The 20,819-nt window shown below is 57.4% G+C and carries 15 protein-coding genes and 1 pseudogene; 10 read left to right on the top strand and 6 right to left on the bottom strand.

Going from position 1 to position 20,819, the window contains the following annotated elements; translation table 11 throughout:
• Positions 1-16: 16 nt before the first annotated feature.
• From BRA471DRAFT_RS10290 to BRA471DRAFT_RS10280, 3 genes are all read right to left on the bottom strand, one after another.
• Complete coding sequence (locus tag BRA471DRAFT_RS10290) at positions 17-922, bottom strand: polysaccharide deacetylase family protein (protein ID WP_007606843.1); 906 nt, start codon at positions 920-922, stop codon at positions 17-19.
• A 164-nt stretch (positions 923-1,086) separates the two neighbouring features.
• Positions 1,087-1,533: a hypothetical protein gene (locus BRA471DRAFT_RS10285; protein ID WP_035973830.1), complete on the bottom strand. Its 447-nt coding sequence runs from the start codon at positions 1,531-1,533 to the stop codon at positions 1,087-1,089.
• Positions 1,534-1,537: 4 nt separating this feature from the next.
• Positions 1,538-2,374: a hypothetical protein gene (locus tag BRA471DRAFT_RS10280; protein WP_007606841.1), complete on the bottom strand. Its 837-nt coding sequence runs from the start codon at positions 2,372-2,374 to the stop codon at positions 1,538-1,540.
• Between the two features lie 370 nt (positions 2,375-2,744).
• On the opposite strand from BRA471DRAFT_RS10280, the gene BRA471DRAFT_RS10275 reads away from it, so the two are divergent.
• A complete protein-coding gene (locus BRA471DRAFT_RS10275) occupies positions 2,745-4,679 on the top strand; it encodes an amino acid adenylation domain-containing protein (protein WP_007606840.1) in 1,935 nt (644 codons plus the stop codon).
• Entirely contained in the window at positions 4,679-5,602 is a 924-nt protein-coding gene (locus tag BRA471DRAFT_RS10270; RefSeq protein WP_007606839.1) for a thioesterase domain-containing protein, read from the top strand. Before BRA471DRAFT_RS10275 ends, BRA471DRAFT_RS10270 begins: the two co-directional genes overlap by 1 nt.
• Before the next feature lie 152 nt (positions 5,603-5,754).
• Here BRA471DRAFT_RS10270 and BRA471DRAFT_RS10265 read toward each other — a convergent pair whose 3' ends face one another.
• Positions 5,755-6,906, bottom strand: coding sequence for an acyl-CoA dehydrogenase family protein (locus tag BRA471DRAFT_RS10265; protein ID WP_007606838.1), 1,152 nt, complete (start codon positions 6,904-6,906; stop codon positions 5,755-5,757).
• Between the two features lie 677 nt (positions 6,907-7,583).
• On the opposite strand from BRA471DRAFT_RS10265, the gene asnB reads away from it, so the two are divergent.
• A complete protein-coding gene (gene asnB, locus BRA471DRAFT_RS10260; protein ID WP_088930965.1) occupies positions 7,584-9,332 on the top strand; it encodes an asparagine synthase B in 1,749 nt (582 codons plus the stop codon).
• Between the two features lie 202 nt (positions 9,333-9,534).
• Here asnB and BRA471DRAFT_RS38290 read toward each other — a convergent pair whose 3' ends face one another.
• Positions 9,535-9,780: a hypothetical protein gene (locus BRA471DRAFT_RS38290; RefSeq protein WP_007606836.1), complete on the bottom strand. Its 246-nt coding sequence runs from the start codon at positions 9,778-9,780 to the stop codon at positions 9,535-9,537.
• A gap of 301 nt (positions 9,781-10,081) precedes the next feature.
• Between BRA471DRAFT_RS38290 and BRA471DRAFT_RS10255 the strand changes: the two genes are divergently transcribed.
• The 7 genes and pseudogenes from BRA471DRAFT_RS10255 (at position 10,082) to BRA471DRAFT_RS10225 (ending at position 20,345) form a co-directional block, all read left to right on the top strand.
• Positions 10,082-12,397: a polysaccharide biosynthesis tyrosine autokinase gene (locus tag BRA471DRAFT_RS10255; RefSeq protein ID WP_007606834.1), complete on the top strand. Its 2,316-nt coding sequence runs from the start codon at positions 10,082-10,084 to the stop codon at positions 12,395-12,397.
• A 185-nt stretch (positions 12,398-12,582) separates the two neighbouring features.
• The gene (locus tag BRA471DRAFT_RS10250; RefSeq protein WP_035973828.1) at positions 12,583-13,788 is read left to right on the top strand and encodes a polysaccharide biosynthesis/export family protein; all 1,206 of its coding nucleotides are present in this window, start codon (positions 12,583-12,585) and stop codon (positions 13,786-13,788) included.
• A 111-nt stretch (positions 13,789-13,899) separates the two neighbouring features.
• Positions 13,900-15,897, top strand: coding sequence for a hypothetical protein (locus BRA471DRAFT_RS10245; protein ID WP_007606831.1), 1,998 nt, complete (start codon positions 13,900-13,902; stop codon positions 15,895-15,897).
• 491 nt (positions 15,898-16,388) lie between these two features.
• Positions 16,389-16,595 (top strand): IS66 family insertion sequence element accessory protein TnpB, encoded by a 207-nt coding sequence (locus BRA471DRAFT_RS39690; protein WP_231171088.1) that lies wholly within the window; start codon positions 16,389-16,391, stop codon positions 16,593-16,595.
• Positions 16,516-16,935 (top strand): IS66 family insertion sequence element accessory protein TnpB, encoded by a 420-nt coding sequence (gene tnpB, locus BRA471DRAFT_RS10235; RefSeq protein WP_371258308.1) that lies wholly within the window; start codon positions 16,516-16,518, stop codon positions 16,933-16,935. The genes BRA471DRAFT_RS39690 and tnpB overlap by 80 nt, the downstream gene beginning before the upstream one ends.
• A gap of 67 nt (positions 16,936-17,002) precedes the next feature.
• A pseudogene (locus BRA471DRAFT_RS10230) lies at positions 17,003-18,622 on the top strand (IS66 family transposase).
• 253 nt (positions 18,623-18,875) lie between these two features.
• Positions 18,876-20,345: an undecaprenyl-phosphate glucose phosphotransferase gene (locus BRA471DRAFT_RS10225; protein ID WP_007606828.1), complete on the top strand. Its 1,470-nt coding sequence runs from the start codon at positions 18,876-18,878 to the stop codon at positions 20,343-20,345.
• On the opposite strand, the gene BRA471DRAFT_RS10220 is transcribed toward BRA471DRAFT_RS10225, so the two are convergent.
• Entirely contained in the window at positions 20,342-20,545 is a 204-nt protein-coding gene (locus tag BRA471DRAFT_RS10220; RefSeq protein ID WP_007606827.1) for a hypothetical protein, read from the bottom strand. The genes BRA471DRAFT_RS10225 and BRA471DRAFT_RS10220 overlap by 4 nt on opposite strands.
• Positions 20,546-20,819 lie beyond the last annotated feature (274 nt).

Below are 20,819 nucleotides of genomic sequence, written 5' to 3'. Positions count from 1 at the left end.
GGTTTCGGCGCCCCATTCATCGGGACGTGACTTGGTCGCGCGCCCCCCCACCCTTCATTGATCCCAAGAACCGCTTGAGTGGGGTTGTCAATCTCGTCCACTGATAGGCGCCGTTGAACTTCAAAAAGAACTCCAGCGGGCCATCGGACGGATCCACCTTTGTCCGTCCACGCAACATATCAGGAGCCGTTGTATCGATCTCTTGCGAAGATATTGAGTACACCGTTTCATAGCCGGCCGCCCTACAATCGGCGAGCATACCAACGTCATACTCTCCGTAGGGAAATGAGAAATCGAGAATTGGTCCCCTGTTCAATTGCATCAATCGAACTTTCGAGTCCTCAAGCTCCTCCCGCAGCTGCTTCGGACCGAGAGATGGCATTAACGGATGGCTTATCGTATGTGACCCGAGCGAGACCAGCGAGGCACTAAGAGCCTGCAATTGCTCGCGGGACATAACCACCTCCTGGGCCTCCGAACTTCCGCCGGTACCGATTGCGCCTTCGATCTCGTTCATAACCCATCCCGGCGCGCGCCCAAGCCAGCCCACGGGTACGAATATGGTGGAGTGGAACGCATACTCAGCAAGCTTGGGAAGGGCATTTTGGGCGACGCTGACGAACGCGTCGTCGAACGTGATTGCAACGCATTTCTTGCCTTCAGGGAGGGGGCCGCGGTGTGAGGCCGGCACCACCTGGGCTCTGCGGTGAAGAGCATCAATCTGACGCTCGAACGCTGGCCGGTCTTCAGCCGAGATACCGTGGTAGTAAAGTACGGTAAGGCGCTGCGCGGACGACCGCCCCAAGATGAAACGCAAGATCGTGCGACCAGCATAATAACTCAGGCTGATCAGGATCTTCACGTACCGGCGAAATTCTATCGCTCTCATCGTGCGGCACTTAAGAAATTGATGAAAGTTCATGCTACTCCATATCATGAGATCAGTAAAAAGATTGCTCCAACCGCCTGGAATTAGGCTCCGAGTCAAAAAATAAGGGAGGTCAATTGTCCTGGAAGTAAGCTTTAACACTCTTCAGCCGCGCGCGCCGGAGGGGCCGTCAAACCGAGGCATCTGACGCTCATACCTCAGGTCGGCTCGAGCGAACGCAGCATGCTCCATGGCAATTGGTCCGTCTCACAAGAGGCAACGACAGCGAGGACGGGGGGAACCCGGGACACGAAGCCGAGTTCGCGAAGAAACCTGAACCAGATATAGTTGACAACCGTCAGGTAGACTGGTTGGTCCGAGTAGACCACTCTTCTGAACACAAAATACGTACGACCGTTCAGCTCGTTCAACCTGCGAATGAGATCCGCCTCGTGGCCAAGCGGCGAGACCCTGGCTACCCGCAAATGGCACGAGGGTGATCTTGCATCCACGATATGCATGTATTCGAGGTTCTCGTCGCTGACGACGACTTCAAACTTCTGCTCGGCCAGAAACACAGCAATCGCATTTTGTATCTCGACCGGATCTTCCGGCTTCAACATCAATTTCCACCCGATCGTCAGCGGGATCAAAACGATGAGCATCCACTTAAGCGCGGGAGAATATGTCACGTCTAACGCCTAGCATGCTGATTGCAGCGACGAGGATCAGAATAATGACGTTCACAGCCAACTCGGATAGCGGGCTGTGAAGCATCGCGTAATGCGCGTAGCTCAGCCCCATGAGGCTCATACGAAGGACGTTCACTGCGATGACGCATGCGCATACAAGTCCGCACCAGAGGATGTCTTGCGGGCGCCTTCTGTGGCCTGTCATTTCGCTGATCGCGATCCAACACAGCAGGCCGAGCGATACATTTGCGAGCGACGAACACGACGGGAAGATCGCGAGTGTTCCCGAGTGATCAGCAAACTCGACCATATTGGCGTGCCGATCCGTTCCCAGCATCCATCCGACAAGCCACGCATCGATTGCCAGCACATATTTTGCGAACATATCAAAGATGAGGCGGCTCCACAGCATAGGAACCGTGGTGGCCAGGAGAATGACTGCCCCGCGACGCAATGGTTCGGATACCTGCTGGGTCGACAACACGTAGATGCTCAGCATGGCAACAGCGATCCAACTAGCCGCGCCAATGGGAAGTGCGATGACCAGCAAGAGAATGGCCGCAAGGGCAACGTCGACGGCACGCGCCAGCTCAGTTCTGTCGGACAGGACCAGCGAAATTCCTGCAAAGCATGCCGCGATAACCACGGCGCTCACATCGAACGTGCCCAAAACGGCATCCTGCCATCCGATCCGATGCACCGACGAAATGGCTTTCGCGGCCAAGCCGTTGATGCAACCGATTATGAATACCCCCGCATAGAGCTCGCCGCGGGTCGGGCAATATTTCAAGATGGCGGTCATATCTTCAGCCATTTCGCTCGATGACCTGCTCCTGGACTTCAAATTCCAGGCGCGCCCCGCGGCCAAGGAAACTCATCTTGCTTCCGAGTGCCAGTTGCGGACCAAGTCCGACTTCCAGAATAGCTGAAAGACCCACTTCAAAACAATAAAATTAAATAGCGACAAAAAAGCGTGACGCTCATGCAGCGCTTCTCCATACTGATTTTATTGTTCTTTTCCCCCTTGAAATAATTTACCATAGCAGTGCTATTTAATTAAATTTGGAAACGCTCTATGATTATTTAGGGACCTGGCGGACGCGTTTCCAGGACGCGGGCACAGCTGGGAAGCTTTTTACGCGGGCAAACAGTTTGTACGGTTGCGAACTACCGGGAGGCGATTTGTGTCATTGATAGAAGCGTTGCCAAATCCATCGAAGGAATATCGCTCCGACATTTGGGGCACCTTGTCCGACAAGGAGCGAGCGCAACTGCGCGCGTGGAACGACACTCAGGCTGATTTTCCGCAAGTTTGCGCGCAAGAATTGTTTGAGGCTCAGGTCGAGCGCACGCCGGACGCAATTGCGCTTACATTCGGAGAGCGCCGCTTAAGCTATAGCGATCTAAACGAGCGAGCCAACAGTGTCGCTCACTATCTCCGCAAGCGTGGGGTTGGTCCCAACACTCTGGTGGGTGTTTGCTTCGAGCGCTCTCCCGAACTGATCGTGGCCTTGTTGGCCGTTTGGAAAGCAGGCGGAGCATACGTTCCCCTTGATCCGGCCTATCCTAAGGAGCGGTTGTCCTTCATGATCGAGGACGCGAACCCGCTCGTCCTTCTAACGCAACAAGGGTGCCTGTCGCTCTTAACGACGCCTGTAGACAAGGTCATCTGCCTGGATGTCGATTCGCCAATCTTGAGCGGCGAGTCCAAGGCTAATCCCCCGTCGGCAACGATCCCCTCAAATCTGGCCTACGTCATGTACACGTCCGGCTCGACGGGCAGGCCGAAGGGGGCGATGATCGTGCATCGGGGCCTGGTCAATTACCTGTGGTGGGCGATCAAGACTTACCCCGTGGCTGCAGGGTTTGCCGTACCGGTTCACACATCGATATCGTTCGATTTGACGGTTACAAGTCTCTACACCACCCTTTTGGGCGGCGGGACCGTTGAACTTTTGCCAGAGGATGTTGGCGCTCAAGGGCTCATGGCCGCCCTCAAAGCCCCCGGAAAGCGAGGTCTCGTCAAGATCACGCCCGCGCATCTCGAGTTGCTTAACGCACAAATCGCGCCCGAGCAGGCCGCAGATGCAGCCAGCGCATTTGTGATCGGCGGGGAAAACCTCGTTGCCGAAACTCTCCGCCTCTGGCGCGAACATGCGCCTGCGACGCGTTTGTTCAACGAGTACGGTCCGACCGAAACAGTCGTCGGCTGCTGCGTGCACGAGGTTCAAATTGGTGATCCGACAAGCGGCTCTGTCTGCATCGGACGTCCAATCGCCAATACACAGCTCTACGTTCTGGAGGAGAACATGAAGCCGGTCGCGCCCGGAGTGGCGGGCGAGCTGTTTATCGGTGGGACTGGCGTTGGCCTCGGTTACTTGAACCGGGCCGAATTGACCGCGGAACGATTCCTGTCGGACCCATTCAGCACTGAAACAGACGCGCGCCTCTATCGAAGCGGAGACCTGGCTCGTTTTCGCAACGACGGCATCCTGGAGTATCTCGGCCGAGCGGATGATCAGGTGAAAATTCGCGGCTACCGCATCGAGCTCGGTGAGATCGAAGCCAATCTCGCGGCCGAACCCAACGTGCAAGCGTGCGCCGTGATTGCTCGCGAGGACGAGCCAGGAAACCGTCAGCTCGTGGGATACATCGTCCCCCGTTACGGTGCGCTGGACATGAACGAGCTAAAGGAATCGTTGGGAACCCGCCTGCCCGAATACATGGTCCCTTCGCAATTCATGCTGCTCGAAGCCCTCCCGCTCACCCAGAACGGGAAGGTCGACCGAAAGGCTCTCCCCGCGCCTCTTGCTGCCAGCAGGGGCGAGGGCGGCCCCCCACGAACCGAGACTCAAAAGGCCATTGCCGCTGTCTGGCACGAGCTGTTGCGGACGGAAGGGATCGGCATTCAGGATGATTTCTTTGATCTTGGCGGGCAGTCTATGACTGCCGTCGGTCTTGTTGCGAGACTGCGCGCGCTCTTCAATATCAACCTCGAGATTGCTGTTCTGTTCGAGCGACCGACGATCGCCGGACTTTCGGAGGCGATCGATATGCTCGTGATCACCAACCAGAGCACCAGTACTTCTCCAGGCGCTCGTGAAGAGTTCAATCTGTGATGGATGATGCAGCCCTCCTTTCGACGCTTCGCGCCCGCGACGTCCGCCTGTGGATCGAGGATACGCAATTGAAGTGCAGCGCCCCGGTAGGGGCGTTGGATGATGAGCTAAAGCAGGCGCTTGCCAGCCGCAAGCAATCGATCATGACAATTCTCCGGCAAGCCGAAGCCCGGAATATCGAACGAACCTCGATCGTGCCTATCAAGCCAGATGGATCGAGGCCTCCGATATTTGCAGTTTCTGGCCACGGCGGCGACATCTTTTGTATGCTTCCGTTAGCGCGACACCTGCACGCGGAGCAGCCGATGGTCGGCATTCAACCGCCTGGTCTCGATGGCAGTGAGCCGCTCTCAACGGTCCAAGATCTCGCACGTTATGAAGTCCAGCAAATCCGCAAGTACCGTCCGGAAGGCCCCTATCTGATTGCAGGGCACTGTGCAGGCGGAGCTTTAGCCTTCGAGGTCGCGCAACAGCTCACAGCAATGGGACAGAAAGTGGCCCTGCTTGCGCTCATAGGCAGTGCGTATCCGACGATGTTCAATCCAACATCGCTGTTGCTCGTACGCCTTTCCAGCTACCTGAAAGTGCTGACCCCGAGCGCGTTCAAACGCCGCCTTCAATTGAGGCTCGAACGACAGAAGGGCGTGGAACTCGTGGGAGCCAGCAATCTCGCCGCCAGAAGCCGGGTAGAGAATGCAACAGTCGCGGCGGTCCACAACTATACGCCGCGGGTTTATGACGGCCATGTCGACCTCTTCATTACAGCCGACTGGTGGCATCGCGCACACCTTTGGAAGCCGTTTGCTCGCTCGGTCAGCGAACACCATCTTGAGAAGTTTGAGGTCAATGATCTATTGATCGGCGAGCACGTCGGCGTCCTCGCCGGCGCAATGCAAGAGCGGCTAAACCAGATCGGCGCCTGAGGCTCCGATACGCGCTTGGCGGCGAGAAGCCGCCAAGGTCCCGGCCGATCCCCATTCCGGGCGCACTGCAAGAATTTGGCAACGGCAGCACCAGGTCAAGACGATTGTGATGGCAGCCTGGATGCCACCCGCGTCGAACGGCCCGATTTGGCTCAAAGCGAGGAGCCGATCACTTCCTTTAACACCTCGTTCGCACCTCCGTATATGCGCTGGACCCGGCTGTCGGTCCACAAGCGCGCAATTGCGGATTCCTGCATGTAGCCGTAGCCGCCGTGCAACTGCACGCACTCATCTATGATCCGACACTGGCTATCAGTGAGCCAGTATTTGGCCATGGCCGCGGTAACGGTATCGAACTGACCATTGATAAACTGCTGGATGCAATTATCCACGAACACCCGACCGACATGCGCCTCGGTCCTGCATTCGGCGAGCTTGAAGCGCGTGTTCTGCAGGTCCAGCAGAGGTTTGCCGAATGCCTTACGTTCCTTTACGTATGCGGTGGTGATTTCGATGGCGCGCTCCGCTGCCGCGACCGCGCTCAGTCCGATCGACAGCCGCTCGTATCGAAACTGATCCATCATTTGAAACAGGCCGCGCCCCTCGCTCGGGCCAAGCAGGTTCCCGACGGGAACACGCACTTCGTCGAAAAACAATTCACAAGTGTCTTGAGCGTGCCGACCGACCTTCTCGAGTGGCTCGCCTACCCGATATCCCGGGAGATCTTTGGTCTCAATCACAAGCAGTGAGAGGGCTCTCGGCCCGGACACTCTGGGATCAGTCCGGACCGCGAGACAAACAAGACCGGCCTGCCAGCCGTTTGTGATGAACGTCTTTGATCCATTGATCACATAATGATCGCCATCTCTTTGCGCTGTGGTTCTGGTGCTCTGGAGATCCGATCCCGAACTGGGTTCCGTCAATCCGACCGCACCAACAAGTTCGCCAGCGGCCATTCGCGGCAGCCATCGAAGTTTCTGCTCTTCGTTTCCATAGGCGAGGATATAATGTGCAACTATGCTCTGAATGTTGAAGCCGAAGTGGACACCGCTCCGAGCAAGCTGTTCGATGATAACGGCCTCATAGGCGAAGGTCCCACCTCCCCCTCCATACTTCTCAGGTACGTCCGGAAGTAACAATCCAACCTGACCTGCCTTGAGCCAAGCCGAAGCGTCGGGGAAGCCACGTTCGGACCAACGCGCATGGTTTGGGACAAGCTCCGCTTCGATAAACTGTCGAACCGAGTTCTGAAAGATCCTTGTCTCATCGCTCATCCAAGGCGATTCAGGACGTGTCGGCATCATCATCTCGACTCACATTCGGATCGTGCACACCGACGTTGCAGCATCGGCCAAGCGTTTGGCAAGGGGCGCAGGCGCCATTTCTTGAATCGGTCAAGGCAGATAGTAACAACAGAGAGAGCCAATTCGGAGCAAGACGCCGCGTGGCGGGACGATGGCTTGCCTCCTGATCGGGGATTTAAGACTGGCCCGACGTAATCGCATGGCCCTTTGCCAAATCACGCATTGCGATCATTCCGATCGACACATTCGGTCAACCTCGACCCACTTGCGTTCCGTGACAGGCATGCGTCTTCAAGCAAGACAGACGATTGCATTGTGCCGAGCACGTCCGTCGCGTGAGTGCGGCCGTCCGACCTCCAACCGACGGCAACGGCATTCGGGCGACCGCCGGTTTGGTCAACCCGAACCCCTATCTTTCGGTCTCCTGCGAGGCCGGGACAGAATCCCAGGTCGACCGACTTGGCAAAAAGGGGCTCGGCGCCAGGATTGTCATTAACGAAACTGGTAGTGCGCCCCTATTCGCTCGGAGCGAGCAGTAAAAGCGGTCCGCCCCCGTCGCAGCGACCCGTATCGAAGTGCTCCGAATGGCCAATGACTTTAACGCATAACGCAAAGCAAAATAATAAATCATATTGCAAATTTTTGTTTTATATATAATAAAATAAACCCGATTTAATATGACCCGCCGTTTCCTGCTTGCGGCTGATAGTGAATTTTGCACCACCACGGCAGGCATTTTCCATAGTGGAGTAATTGCATTGTGCGGCTTTGTTGGCATTTTCGAGTTCAAGGAACCACTCGAAACGGCGCGTAACCGCGCTTTGGAAATGTCCAAGATGATCAGACATCGCGGACCAGATTGGAGCGGCGTCTACTCGAATGAAGGCGCAGTGCTTGCTCATGAGCGACTTTCAATCGTCGATGTGGAGCACGGGGCCCAACCCCTGATAGACGAAATGGCGGGTCGGGCGCTGGCCGTAAATGGCGAGATCTACAACCATGTCTCGCTTCGAGAGAAGCTGAAGCAACATCACGCCTGGAAAACGAAATCCGACTGCGAGGTCATCCTCTATCTTTATGACGAATATGGCCCCGCCGTGTGCAATATGCTCAGCGGGATTTTTGCGTTTGCTTTGTTCGATGAAAAGAAGCGTGACTTTTTTGTCGCGCGAGACCACATCGGCATCATTCCGCTTTACATCGGGTGGGATCGTGCCGGGGCAACCTACGTCGCGAGCGAGATGAAGGCTCTGGACGCCACCTGCGAAACGATCCAGGAATTTCCGCCAGGCCATTACTATACTGGGCGGGACAGGACTTTCGTCAAATGGTACAATCCATCCTGGGAGCACCAAGCGCCGACGGAAAAGGTTTCGCTTCAGAAACTCCGGACGGCACTTGAGACTGCGGTCAAGCAGCAACTCATGTGCGACGTTCCCTACGGCGTTTTGATATCCGGCGGCCTGGATTCGTCTCTCATCGCCGCCATCGCCGCGCAACACCGGTTCAAACGAATAGAATCAGGCGATACCGAGGAAGCTTGGTGGCCTCGCCTTCACTCCTTTTCCGTCGGGCTTGAAGGCGCTCCGGATATGCGCTTCGCGCGTAAGGTGGCCGAGCACATCGGAACGGTTCACCACGAGATTGTCTTCACGATCCAAGAAGGGCTTGATGCAGTGGCGGATGTCATCCGTCATCTCGAGACGTTTGACGTTACGTCAATTCGAGCGGCAACGCCCATGTATCTGATGGCGCGCAAGATACGGTCGATGGGCATCAAGATGGTGCTTTCGGGAGAAGGCGCGGATGAAGTGTTCGGCGGATATCTGTATTTTCACATGGCCCCGAATGCACAAGAATTTCACGAAGAGACTGTTCGAAAGCTGTTCGCCTTGAGCAAATACGACTGCTGTCGCGCTAACAAGGCCACAGCCGCCTGGGGGCTCGAGACGCGCGTACCATTTCTGGACAAGGAATTTCTGGACTACGCCATGTCAATAGACCCCGCGGACAAGATGTGCCCGGGAAAAAAAATCGAAAAAAACATTTTGCGAGAAGCCTTTCCCGACCTTCTACCCGATGAGATTCTGTGGCGTCAAAAGGAGCAGTTTTCGGACGGTGTCGGCTATGGCTGGATCGATTCCCTGAAGGACTACGCGAACAGCAAGGTCACTGATGAAATGATGTCAATCGTGGAGCGGACATTTCCGAACCAGACGCCAACTTCGAAGGAGGGCTATCTGTACAGGACCATCTTCGATCGCATTTTCCAAAATCCGACCGCCTGCCTCACGGTTCCGGTAGGCCCGTCGATCGCTTGTTCGACGCCCACCGCATTTCGCTGGTCGCAGGAATTTGCGAAAATGGATGATCCTTCAGGAAGGGCTGTGCGGAGCGTGCACCTTCAGGCAACAGAGTCGGTCTGATTGTCCCTGGAGCGTCGCGGCAAAATTACCGCCCGGAGGCTCGACGAGAGTGGCCTAGGAGACCGCTAAAGGATCGGCAATGTCGAAATGGGGAAACCGAATGCATCTGCCTTCGGTCTCCCTTTCGTCAAGGGCTAAACAGCGATGATCGTGCTGATTCCAATGAACCGTTCGCGTTCGAGTACCGAGCGACTTTGGTTGCTCAGTCCTGCTTGCGACGTCGCTTCATCAGCCAATAAACGCCGTATGCCGCGGCCGCGAGCGGAATACCCGCACCGGCGATGGGCCCCGGAGCGCCATGCACCCCACCATTGGCCCAATTGGTGGGAGATCTTCCGCCGTAGACCCAGTCGTTAGACGAAAGAGCAGCGTTGTAGAAAACATAGCCGCTGGTTGCGGTACCCGACACGGCTAACAGAACTAAGACAATCTTCAAAATTGCGGACATGTTCAGCTTCCCGTCACCTGTTATAATTCTGATCTTCTAACACAAATATACATCCGACACCTGAAAATTAAACACACCGCGGCATTTGATCGCATTTATTATCAAATGCAATCCGTGACTTAGGGTTCCAGTTTTTCATAATCCGACCACTTGATTCACGATTAATTTCGCCTCTCGTCGATTTAAATTTTGACGTGCACTAACTTATCGATATGGTTTGAACGGGCCTGTCCGGATTTCGCGCAAGCTTTAAACTTGCGGGTGTCTTGGCTGGCCTGTCACGGAACGCGGGAAAGACCGGATGCTGCAGAACACCGACAGATCGAGGACTGCGCTCGGCAATGCCGACGGCCCGCCGCCGGGGGGCGCGACCGGAATCGGTCCGCTGGTGAATTTGGCACGTGGATTTTTGCGTCGTCAGTACGCCATCGTAATTTTTGGCGCGGTCCTCGCCCTGGCTGCTGGCCTGATCTACCTTCGCATCACGCCACCAACTTACACAGCTCAAGTGCGCATCCTGTTGGGAAATCAAAAGGCGCAGTTCATTCAGCAACAGTCTGCCGTTGCCGAACCGTCCTTTGACCCGAGGGAAATAGAAACCCAGCTGCAAATTCTCAGATCCAAGGCTATCGCAAGCGATGTCATCGACAAACTCGACCTCACGGCCGACCTGACGAGGAACACGGACTCTCCATTGACATTAATGGGACGCCGCCTTCGCAAGTGGTTTGGTGGCACACCAGGCCCCGATGAAAGCGAGTCACAGGCGCGACTGGCTGGCGACGTTATGACGGCGTTCCAAGAGCGGCTTACAGCAGCGCGCGTGAACTTGAGCAACGTGATCGAACTGACTTTCAGCTGGAATGATGCGGCGCGTGCGGCCCAGATCGCCAACGCAATTGCCGACGCGTACATCGCAGATCAGCTCAATGCAAAATTCGAGGCCAATCGAACGGCAACTCTCTGGCTGCAACAAAGAATAAAGGCGCTAGGAGATCAGGCTGAAACCGCTGAGCGCGCGGTCAACGCCTACAGATCTCAAAACAACATTTTCTCGACGGAAGGAAAACCTATCGACGAGCAGCAAGTTACTCAGGTGAATAGCCGCATCGTAGCGGCCCGGGCTCAAACGGCGGAATTGCTCGCGCGCCTAAACCGCTATGAAAGTATTCTCAAGGAGAATCCCTCTAAGGGGGAGTCAATCGGCACACTCGACGCCTCTGGATCGGATGCGCTGGCGAGCCCTATTATCAACAGTCTGCGCCAACAATACCTCGAGCTGGTCAGGCGGGAAAGCGAATGGTCGGCGCGGTTCGGCAAGGACCACCTCAGTGTCGTCAACCTGCGCGCTCGAATGCGCGAAATTCGAGCGTCCGTACTCGACGAAGTCCGCCGCCTGGCAGAAACGAGCCGGAGCGACTACGAGGTTTCCAAGCAACGCCAGCAAGATCTCGAAAAGCAGTTGTCAGAGGCCGTTTCGGTGTCACGGGCGACGAATTCGGCGGAAGTCACTCTGCGGGAGCTCGAAAGCCGAGCCAAAGGCTATCGAACGCTCTACGACACGTTCCTGCAGCGATATATGGGATCGGCGCAGCAAGAATCCTTCCCTATTTCGGATGCCAGGGTCATCTATCCCGCCTCCATTCCTCAGAGCAAAAGCAAGCCCAAGACGACAATCATACTTGCGATCGCCTTGTTCGGAGGTCTTGGTCTTGGCGTTGGACTGGGCTTGCTCAGAGAAACGATGGACCGGGTGTTCCGGACGCCGGATCAGCTCGAGGCAGCTCTGCGCCTCCCCTGCCTTTCCGTCGTTCCACTTCTGCAAGCGGCCAGGCTTCGGAAACTGAAAGCCAGCCTACTGCCGGATCGGGAAACCGGCAGGAGGACGGTTTCCACGCATTCGCCTTTGCATTGGGCCGTGATGAATATGCCGCTGTCGCGGTTTGCGGAATCGATTCGCTCAATCAAATTGGGCATTGACCTCAATCCGACGCAAACGACAAACAAGGTCATTGGCATAACGTCTTCACTGCCCCATGAGGGCAAGTCGACGATCGCGGCGTCTCTTGCCCAACTGATCGGACAGGGGGGAAAGAGCGTAATCCTCGTCGACTGTGATCTCAGAAACCCGTCTCTATCAAAGGCCCTCGCGCCGGATGCGAGCGTCGGTTTGCTTGAGGTCATTTTCGAAAAATGCTCTTTGGAAGAGGCGATCTGGCAGGAGCCAAAGACGAATTTGGCCTTTTTGCCGGTGGTTAAGATTCGGCCGCTGCTTCATAGCAGCGAGCTTCTGGCAACCGAACACATGCGCAAGTTGTTCGCTCGCTTACGAACCACCTATGACTATGTGATTGTCGACCTGCCCCCTCTGACGCCCATCGTCGACGTCCGCGCCACGGCGACGCTGGTCGACTGCTTTATGCTTGTCGTCGAGTGGGGGAAAACCAAAATCGATGTGGTGCAACACGCCCTGCACACGGCACCAAATGTCTATGAGAACCTGATTGGCGTCGTTCTCAACAAGACAGACATTCGGGCGATGCTCCAGTACGATTCCCACAGAAGCGACTACTATAGCGACGACCACTACGTGCACTACGGTCTTACCGACGCTTAACACTATTTTTGCGCGCTTTGCGTTTGTTGCATTTTGGCAACATTCTCGCACCGAGTTGCTGGGGCTGTCACGACGGCCTGTCCAGATTCCATACAAAATGGCATTCTCCCCAGCGCTGACTTTCCGACGAGCGTGCGGGGGATCTCCTGTTTACCATTGCGCAAATGACGGTGAAACGAACTGCCATGCTCCTAGTGCTGTTTTGCGCCGGGTGTTCGATCGTGCCGACGACTGGACCGCAGGGGGTCGATGTACTCAACAAATCAGAGGGCGGACAGCCAGTTAGCGTTCCTTACGCGCTTGTAAAGGTCACCCCCGAAGTCGTTCAGACGCTCGGTCAATATATACCGAGGTTGTCGACGGCATTTGCCGACCGGTCGCCGCCGAAGGCATTTCGCTTCGGCATCGGTGATATCGTCAGCGTGACTATTTTCGAGGCCGCGGCCGGTGGGCTGTTCACGTCCGAGAATGGCGTGCGGGCTGGAAACTTTGTGACAGTCCCCAATCAGGCGGTCGACGAGAACGGGAACATCGCTGTTCCGTACGCCGGAGAGGTGCGGGCAAAAGGCCGCTCGCCTACCGAGGTTCAAGCGGACATTGTCGGCAAGCTCAAGGCACGTGCGCTTGAACCGCAGGTGGTGGTCTCAGTCGCCCAGCAAAACACATCACTTATCAGCGTTCTGGGGGATGTGCGCACAGCTGGCCGCTTCCCTGCAAGCCCTTCGGGTGAACGCATCCTTGACGCAATTGCGAGAGCCGGCGGTCCAGGCACTCAAGGCTACGATATGTGGGTCTCGCTTGAGCGATCGGGTCATCGCGCCAGCGTGCCTTTTGGCGCTCTCTTGTACGAACCCACGAACAACATCTACGTGCTCCCGAGCGACGTGATCTATGTGTTCGGCCAGCCACAGACATTCGTCGCGGTGGGTGCTGCTGGCGCATCGGCCTCTGCCGGTCAGGGCCTCTACAAGTTTGACGCGTGGAGACTTTCGCTCGCGGAAGCTGTCGGCAAGCAGGGCGGCCTTAACGACTCCCTCGCCGATCCAAGCTGGGTGTTTTTGTATAGAGGCGAAACGCGCGAAGTTGCGGCGCGACTTGGCGTGGATTGTACGAAGTTTGCCGGCCCAATCATACCTATCGTTTATAATGTCAATCTTCGCGATCCGTCGGGGTATTTCCTCGCACAAAATTTCGAAATGAGGAACAAGGACGTGATTTACACATCGAACGCCGCGTCGGTTGAGACGACGAAATTCCTGACTTTCCTGCGGACCATCATGGCTACCGCGAACGACCCCATCACCTACGCGACGAACGGACTTATCCTCAGGAACACCATTCAGGGTACTGGCTCGGCAACGGTCATCACAACGCCCACACCGATTCACTGAAGTTGGCCATTGTGATGGCGACGGATCTCATCGAGCACAGCCACGAGGCCCTTTCCCTGCGACATTGATCGCAGGGAGGCGATGTCGGCCTCCGGCTCTCGAGGCAGCAGTATGTTCATTTGGCTTTACTTCTCGGCAATTTTCGTTGCCTTCGCCGTGGCGTTCAGTGCGGTTCGAGCCGAAGGTGCAACTGGCTTCGGTTGCGCCATGATGGCGGTCGCTCTTATCCGCCTCGCCTTAAGTTCACGCTTGGGTGCCATCGACAGGTTGTGCCGCAACATGCGCCCGGCTGCGCTCATTGCGCTGATCGTCCCGGGCTTATGGATATTGCTCCAAGTCGTACCGGCTCCCTCACCTTGGCCGTCTGACGCCATCTGGTCAACAGCATCCAGCGCGCTGAGAATGCCGATCGACGGGACGATATCGATCGACACCGGAGCGACACTCCTGTCATTTGCCCGGTATTGCGTTGTCATCGCAACAGGGATTGCGGTCAGCGCCGCAACCGTGGATCGACAATCTGCGGAGAATTTTCTCTACCTCCTGACTGCCATTGCAGCGTTTGTCGCAGGACTGCAGCTCGCTTCCGAGCTCGGCTACGTTCACAGCCTCGATACCGACGCCGCGGGAGCCGTCCTCGTTTCTACGATCGGGATCATCCTGTCGTGCGCTTCGGTACTTAACGTCCGGGAACAATATTCCAGCAAACGTCGCCAGCCAAAATCCAGGTTGCACGCGGTCGTGGGCCTTGGGGTAGCGACCGCAGCATTCGCCCTGGGGACATTTTCAATGATGATGCTGGGAGAGCTGACGCTGGCTTTCGCAGCGATTTTTGGGATGAGCGCCCCGGTCAGCATCTATATCGTTCGAAAATGGCGCTGGGGAAGATGGGGCAAGGCGGGGGTTTTGACCACCGGCGTGGTTGCTCTTCTTGGTTTCGTGGCCATCGCGCCGCTCAAAACGGACGTGGACATCACAAAATTGATGTCCCCCCAAAAAAGCTGGAGTGCGACAGACCTGCTGCTGTCAGATGCAAGGCCATTTGGCTATGGAGCGGGCGCCTTCGAGGACATACTTCCGGTCTACCGTGACGTTGGCGACGTTACTCGCCACGTCTCCGAAACCGCGGCGACGATCGTCGCGGTAGAGATGGGCCGGACCTTCCTGCTCGCTGCGATCCTCGTTATGGCTGCAGCGGCCATTGTTCTTGCGAAGGGGTCGTTGGCTCGCAGCAGGGATTACGTTTACGCCGCTGCGGGCGCTGGCGTCTTAGTGACGACCGCGATGACGGCGTTCATTAACAGCGACGCCTTGAGCTTTTCAGCGCTGCTGATCATCAGCGCATGCATCGGCCTGTCGTATGCCCAAAGCCGAAGCGCAATTGAGAACGTCGTTTCATCGCTGCGAACTCGCGACGTCGACAGAACGCATCCAGTTGTTGCCGGGCTGACCGTTGATAGACCCTTGATGCGGTCATGCTGCGCCCTGTTCGGACTATTGCTGGCAGCGCAGGCAACCTGGGTATTGCTTCCAACGTACTTCCTGTTGGGAACCAAGACGGTCGCCTTTGGAGCGACGTATCCGCCGGTCTCGGTCCGTGAAAAGAATAGCCTTGCGAATGCTGCATCGATTGCCATCGCTCGTGGCGATCTGTGGGCAGAATACGGTTTTGCAGGCGCGGCGCTGTTGCAAGGGACGCCGACACGAACTTCTGATGAAGCTGTGCGTCATGATCTTCTCAAAGCCTTGAGATTGTCTCCATACCGAAGTGATGTTTGGCTGACATTCGCGTTGCTGGCGGACCAGCATAAGTGGGGCGCCTATGATCCAGGCGCACTGCTTAAGATGGCGTACTACACGGCTCCCAACGACGTTGAACTCGTACCAGCGAGGATTAAGCTTGCGCTGCGCTTGAGCGGCGCGGTTGCCGATCTCGAGCTTCAGGACATGATCAAGCGGGACGTCAGTCTCATTGTAAGCCGACTGCCGGCTCTGAGGCCGACACTCGTCGAAGCTTATGCTTCGGCAAGTGTTGACGGACGGCGCCTTGCCGAACGACAAATCGCCGAGACTGACCCGGTCTTTCTGAAGGAAATGCGGCCGCGGTGAACGTTATGCCTCTCTCCTCGAGGGCTCAACGTGCACGAGCCCTGCGCGCTGGAGTTTGGCTCGAACACACATCCCGGTGACATAGCCAATTTGAAGGAAGGCCTCCGCGGCTAATCCCCAGAGAAAAGCAGCATAGACGCCGTTCGACGCGCCCCAACAAAGCGCTTCTGCGAACGTGAACAACGCCAAAGGCAGGAGCGTCTCAACGCGGAAACATAGCCCTGCTACGTCTGCCTCCGGTGGGGGCGGTCTTGTGGGGCTGAGCGGATTACTTTGTAACAGCACTTATGGACAGCCATAAGTTCAGTACTCAGGTTGAGCGTCTCGAGATGGTCGAGACCGGCCGTCGCCGTCATTGGACGGACGACGAGAAGCTGAAGATTGCTTGAGAGCATGCACGCGCCGCGGGCGATTTCGTCGACGGCGCGGCGGCGCGGGATATCGCGGTCGTTGCTGCTGACGTGGCGTCGGCTGTTCGCTGGGGTAGTGGTGTGGCTACCGAGCAGCCCAAGCCGGCGTTTGTGCCAGCGGTCGTGGTGAGCGCGGCAGCATCGCCGAATGCGCTGCCGATACAAGTTGCCACGCGGGCGAGCGGCCGGATGGTGATCGAGCTGGGCAATGATCGCCGGATCATCGTCGATGTTGACGTCGACGCGGCCGCGTTGTCGCGGGTGCTCGGCATTTTGGAGCGCCGATGATCCCGGTCGCAGCAGGCGCGCGGATCTGGATCGCGACCGGGCATACCGACATGTGCAAAGGTATGCAGGGCTGGCGCTCCTGGTGCAGGAAGGCTTCGGGCGTGATCCGTTTGCCGGGGACGTCTTCGTGTTCGGTCGCGCCTGCACTTTGATTAAGGCGTTGTGGCACGACGGGATCGGTTTGTCGCTTTGCGCCAAGCGGCCGGACCGAGGTCGCTTCATCTGGCCATCGGCGGTGGACGGCGTGGTGGCGTTGACCGCGGCCCAGCTGGGCTATCTGTTGGAAGCGATCGACTGGCCCAATCCGCAACACAGCTGGCGTCCGCAGAGCGCTGGATAGGCTGCGCAAAAATCCTCTGAGATTGTAAAAAGCCGGCGCCAAGCAGCTTTTATGATTCCATTGAGGCATGGAAGACGGCCTCGAAAAGCTGCCGGACGACATCGAAGCGCTGCACGCGGCGTTGCTTTGCGGCGCGCGCCGAACTCGCCATCGTGCGCGCGGACGACCTGGCGCTGATCGCGCATCTGAAGCTGCAGATCGAAAGGCTGAACCGCGATCGGCATGGTTCACGCTCGGAGCGCACCGCACGTCTGCTGGATCAGTTTGAGCTGACGCTGGAGGAACTCGAGACCTCTGCGACCGAGGACGAACTGACAGACGAAATGGCCGCGACAAAGACTGCGAACGGGACGACGACTGTGGCGTCGTTCAGCCGCAAGCGCCATCGCGCAAGCCGTTCCCCGATCATCTGCCTCGCGAACGCGTGGTCGTACCGGGACCCATGGCGTGCGCCTGCTGCGGCGGGATGCGGCTGTCGAAGCTCGGCGAAGACATTACCGAGACGCTGGAGGTGGTTCCGAAATCCTGGAAGGGGATCCAGCACGTCCGGGAGAAGTTCAGCTGCCGGGACTGCGAGAAGATCAGCCAGGCGCCGGCGCCGTTCCACGTCATCGCCCGCGGCTGGGCCGGCCCGAGCTTCCTGGCGATGGTGCTGTTCGAGAAGTTTGGCCAGCACCAGCCGCTGAACCGGCAGGCCGAGCGCTGCGCCCGGGAAGACGTGCCAGTCAGCCTTCGACGCTTGCCGACCAGGCCGGCGGCTGCACGCTCGCGCTGATGCCGCTGTTCAATCGCCTCGAAGCCCATGTGCTCGCCGCCGAGCGCTTGCACGGCGACGACACCACGGTGCCGGTTCTGGCCAAGGGCAAGACCTCGACTGGCCGGATCTGGGTCTATGTCCGGGACGACAAGCCGTTCGGCGGACAGGCCCCGCCAGGGGCTGTGTTTTACTACTCACGCGATCGCGCCGGCGAGCATCCGCAGGCGCATCTGGCGAGCTACAGCGGGATCTTCCAGGCCGACGCCTATGGCGGCTATGGCAGGCTGCCGCAATGCGGGTCCAATACTGGAAGCCGCCTGCTGGGTCCACGCTCGGCGGCCGTTGTTCGTGCTGGCCGACCTGGCCGAGAACGCACGCCGCAAGGCGCAAGGCGGCAAGAAGCCGGCGGTGATCTCTCCCCTGGCGCTTGAAGCCGTGCGCCGGATCGATGCTCTGTTCGAGATCGAGCGCGGAAGAATGGCGAGACGCAGGAACGGCGCCGGGCCGTGCGGCAGGAGCTGAGCGCACCGCTTGTTGCCGATCTGGAACGCTGGATGCGTGAGCAACGTGCCAAGCTGTCGCGCGGCAACGACGTCGCCAAGGCGATGGACTCCATGCTCAAGCGTTGGAGCGCGTTCACCCGCTTCCTCGACGACGGCCGTATCTGTCTATCCAACAACGCAGCAGAACGGGCACTCCGCGGCATCGCGCTCGGCAGGAAGTCCTGGCTTTTCTGCGGCTCGACCGCGGCGGCGATCGCGCCGCGCTGATGTACAGCCTGATCGTCACCGCCAAGATGAATGACATCGGCCCGCAAACCTGGTTGGGTTTCGTTCTGGACCGCATCGCAGAGCATCCCGCCACCGGCTCGACGAACTCCTGCCGTGGAATTGGTGCGACACGATCCGGCGCGTCGATCAGGCCGCCTGAGTGGTCCTGCCGTGGTTCTCACCGAATGCTTACCCTGCTACCAATCCGATGAGGACATGAGCAACTTATAATTGCATCTCTGCTCGGGCAATTTCAGAGTATTCTCGCGGATTCGAAATCCCCAAAGCTGGTTGATTAGCCTAGCTCGGGTCTTCGTTCCCAGTTTAATTAATTTGACTGCCGCGCCAGTATGAGTTATTTCCTTCATTCATTAATTTCTGGTTAATTAATCTAGTTGGAAGGCTTTAATCCAATGAATTTCATTGACCAACGCCTCCATGCCGAACTACGGAGCTCGGCCTTTCAGGGCCGCGACGTTCCCCCGGTTCCGATTCGGAAATGGCCCATTCGCTATCATTCCATCGAGGCAGCAACGATCCTGTTCGATGTCGCAACGATTGCCTTGGCGAGCGTCTTGGCGACCTGTGTACATCATGTCCATGAAGGCATGCGCGTCGACCTGGGGCAGCCGATCGGTTCTGCCATTCTTGTCGCAACGCTTTTTACGTTGTGCCTGAAATCGCAGGGCCTCTACGAGCCCACAGCGCTTCTCGCCTGGCGTCGCCAGGCCCGAATGATTTTTGCCACGTGGGCGGGCGTTTTTCTGCTTCTGTCCGGCATAGTTTTCGCGCTGAAAATTGGTAGTGAGCTGTCGCGCGGCACAAGCATGCTTTTCGCGGGACTAGGCCTTGTGGCACTGCTGGCCAATCGAATGCTCGCAAAAGGCCTCCTTACAAAGGGGCTCGCCGAGCGACGTTTCTCCGGGCTCAAGGTTGTGTTGATCTCCGGGCACGAAGCTTCTGGTCCTGATTTTTTCGATACCTTGGCCGCGGTTGGTCTCGACATCAAGGAAAGCTTTGCGCTGCCTCGACCAGGCGTGAACTCGAACATTCGCCGAAGGCTTGCTGCCAACGTGATTGAGCGTATCAGGGGCTCTGACATCGAAGCGGTGGTCGTTGCGGCCGATACGAACCAATGGCCCGAACTCCGCGACTTCGCGGCTGAGCTCAGGGTACTGCCCTTTCCCGTAACATTCGTTCCAACCGGCCCGGCCGCTGAGGCTTTCAAGCGTCCCTCCAGGGATCTTGGCGACTTGGTGAGCATTGAGCTGCAACGAGGCCCCCTCAGTGCCGCCGAATGTACCGCAAAGCGGTGCGTTGACCTCTTTGGTGCGGGATTGATGCTGATCCTCATAGCGCCGATGCTTGTCTTCATCGCGGTGGCGATCAAGCTTACCTCGCGGGGCCCAATTCTGTTCAGACAGCACAGGATGGGATTCAACGGCCGAACCTTCCAGATCTGCAAATTCCGAACGATGACAGTGCTCGAAGACGGACCCGCGGTGATCCAGGCGCGCGCCGTCGATAACAGAGTTACAGGTGTTGGAAAGTGGCTTCGCCGCACAAGTCTTGACGAGCTACCGCAGCTCTTCAACGTGCTGCATGGTAGCATGTCGCTTATTGGTCCCCGGCCGCACGCGGTCGCGCACGACAATCAATTTGACAAGCTCGTAAGGAACTATGGCTTTCGCCAGTGCGTCAAACCTGGGTTGACCGGCTGGGCTCAGATACACGGTTACCGCGGACCAACGCCCACAACCGAGTTGATCGAGCGCAGGGTGGAATGTGATCTTTGGTATATAGAGAATTGGAGTTTCAAGTTGGATATCTGGATCCTTCTTCGAACTCCGTACGAAGTGTTACGTGGCCGGAACGCCTACTAATCGACCCGCGCCTCGATCCTTCCATCCTCAAGAGCCTGTGCGATGTGCTCTAGCACTGCTTCTCTAGCCTGCAGAGACGGGCAACGCGCGTCTCTCATTGAGTTTTTGTCGGTGAGAAAATTCAACTGATCGATCGAAGGGGCGACGCCCGGCATCGCCTCGGCCAACTCTCGCTCGATGCGTTCCCAATCCTGGCTCATAGCAATTTCCCGATATGCATCGGTAATGAAGCTACTCCGGCCTATCGACCTTTGAAAAACAAAGTCGGTCGCGTGGTTAAGGACCAAATAACCCCCCGCGAGTTCCCTATCCTTATCTCGCCGGGCCGAAGACCAGGGCGCATTATGCGGCTTCCGCCGCACTCCCAGAACTTAAGTTACGCAAGCGCGCCGCTTTCGGCCGGTGCCGGCCCGACAGCATCGCGCTTGTCGAAAGTCAGATGTGGCCCGAGCGACGTCATCGGTGCCCCAGGTT

The organism is Bradyrhizobium sp. WSM471, from assembly GCF_000244915.1.
GTDB lineage: Bacteria > Pseudomonadota > Alphaproteobacteria > Rhizobiales > Xanthobacteraceae > Bradyrhizobium.
Note: the sequence above shows the minus strand (reverse complement) of the source record. Positions and strands in the feature narration are given on the sequence as shown.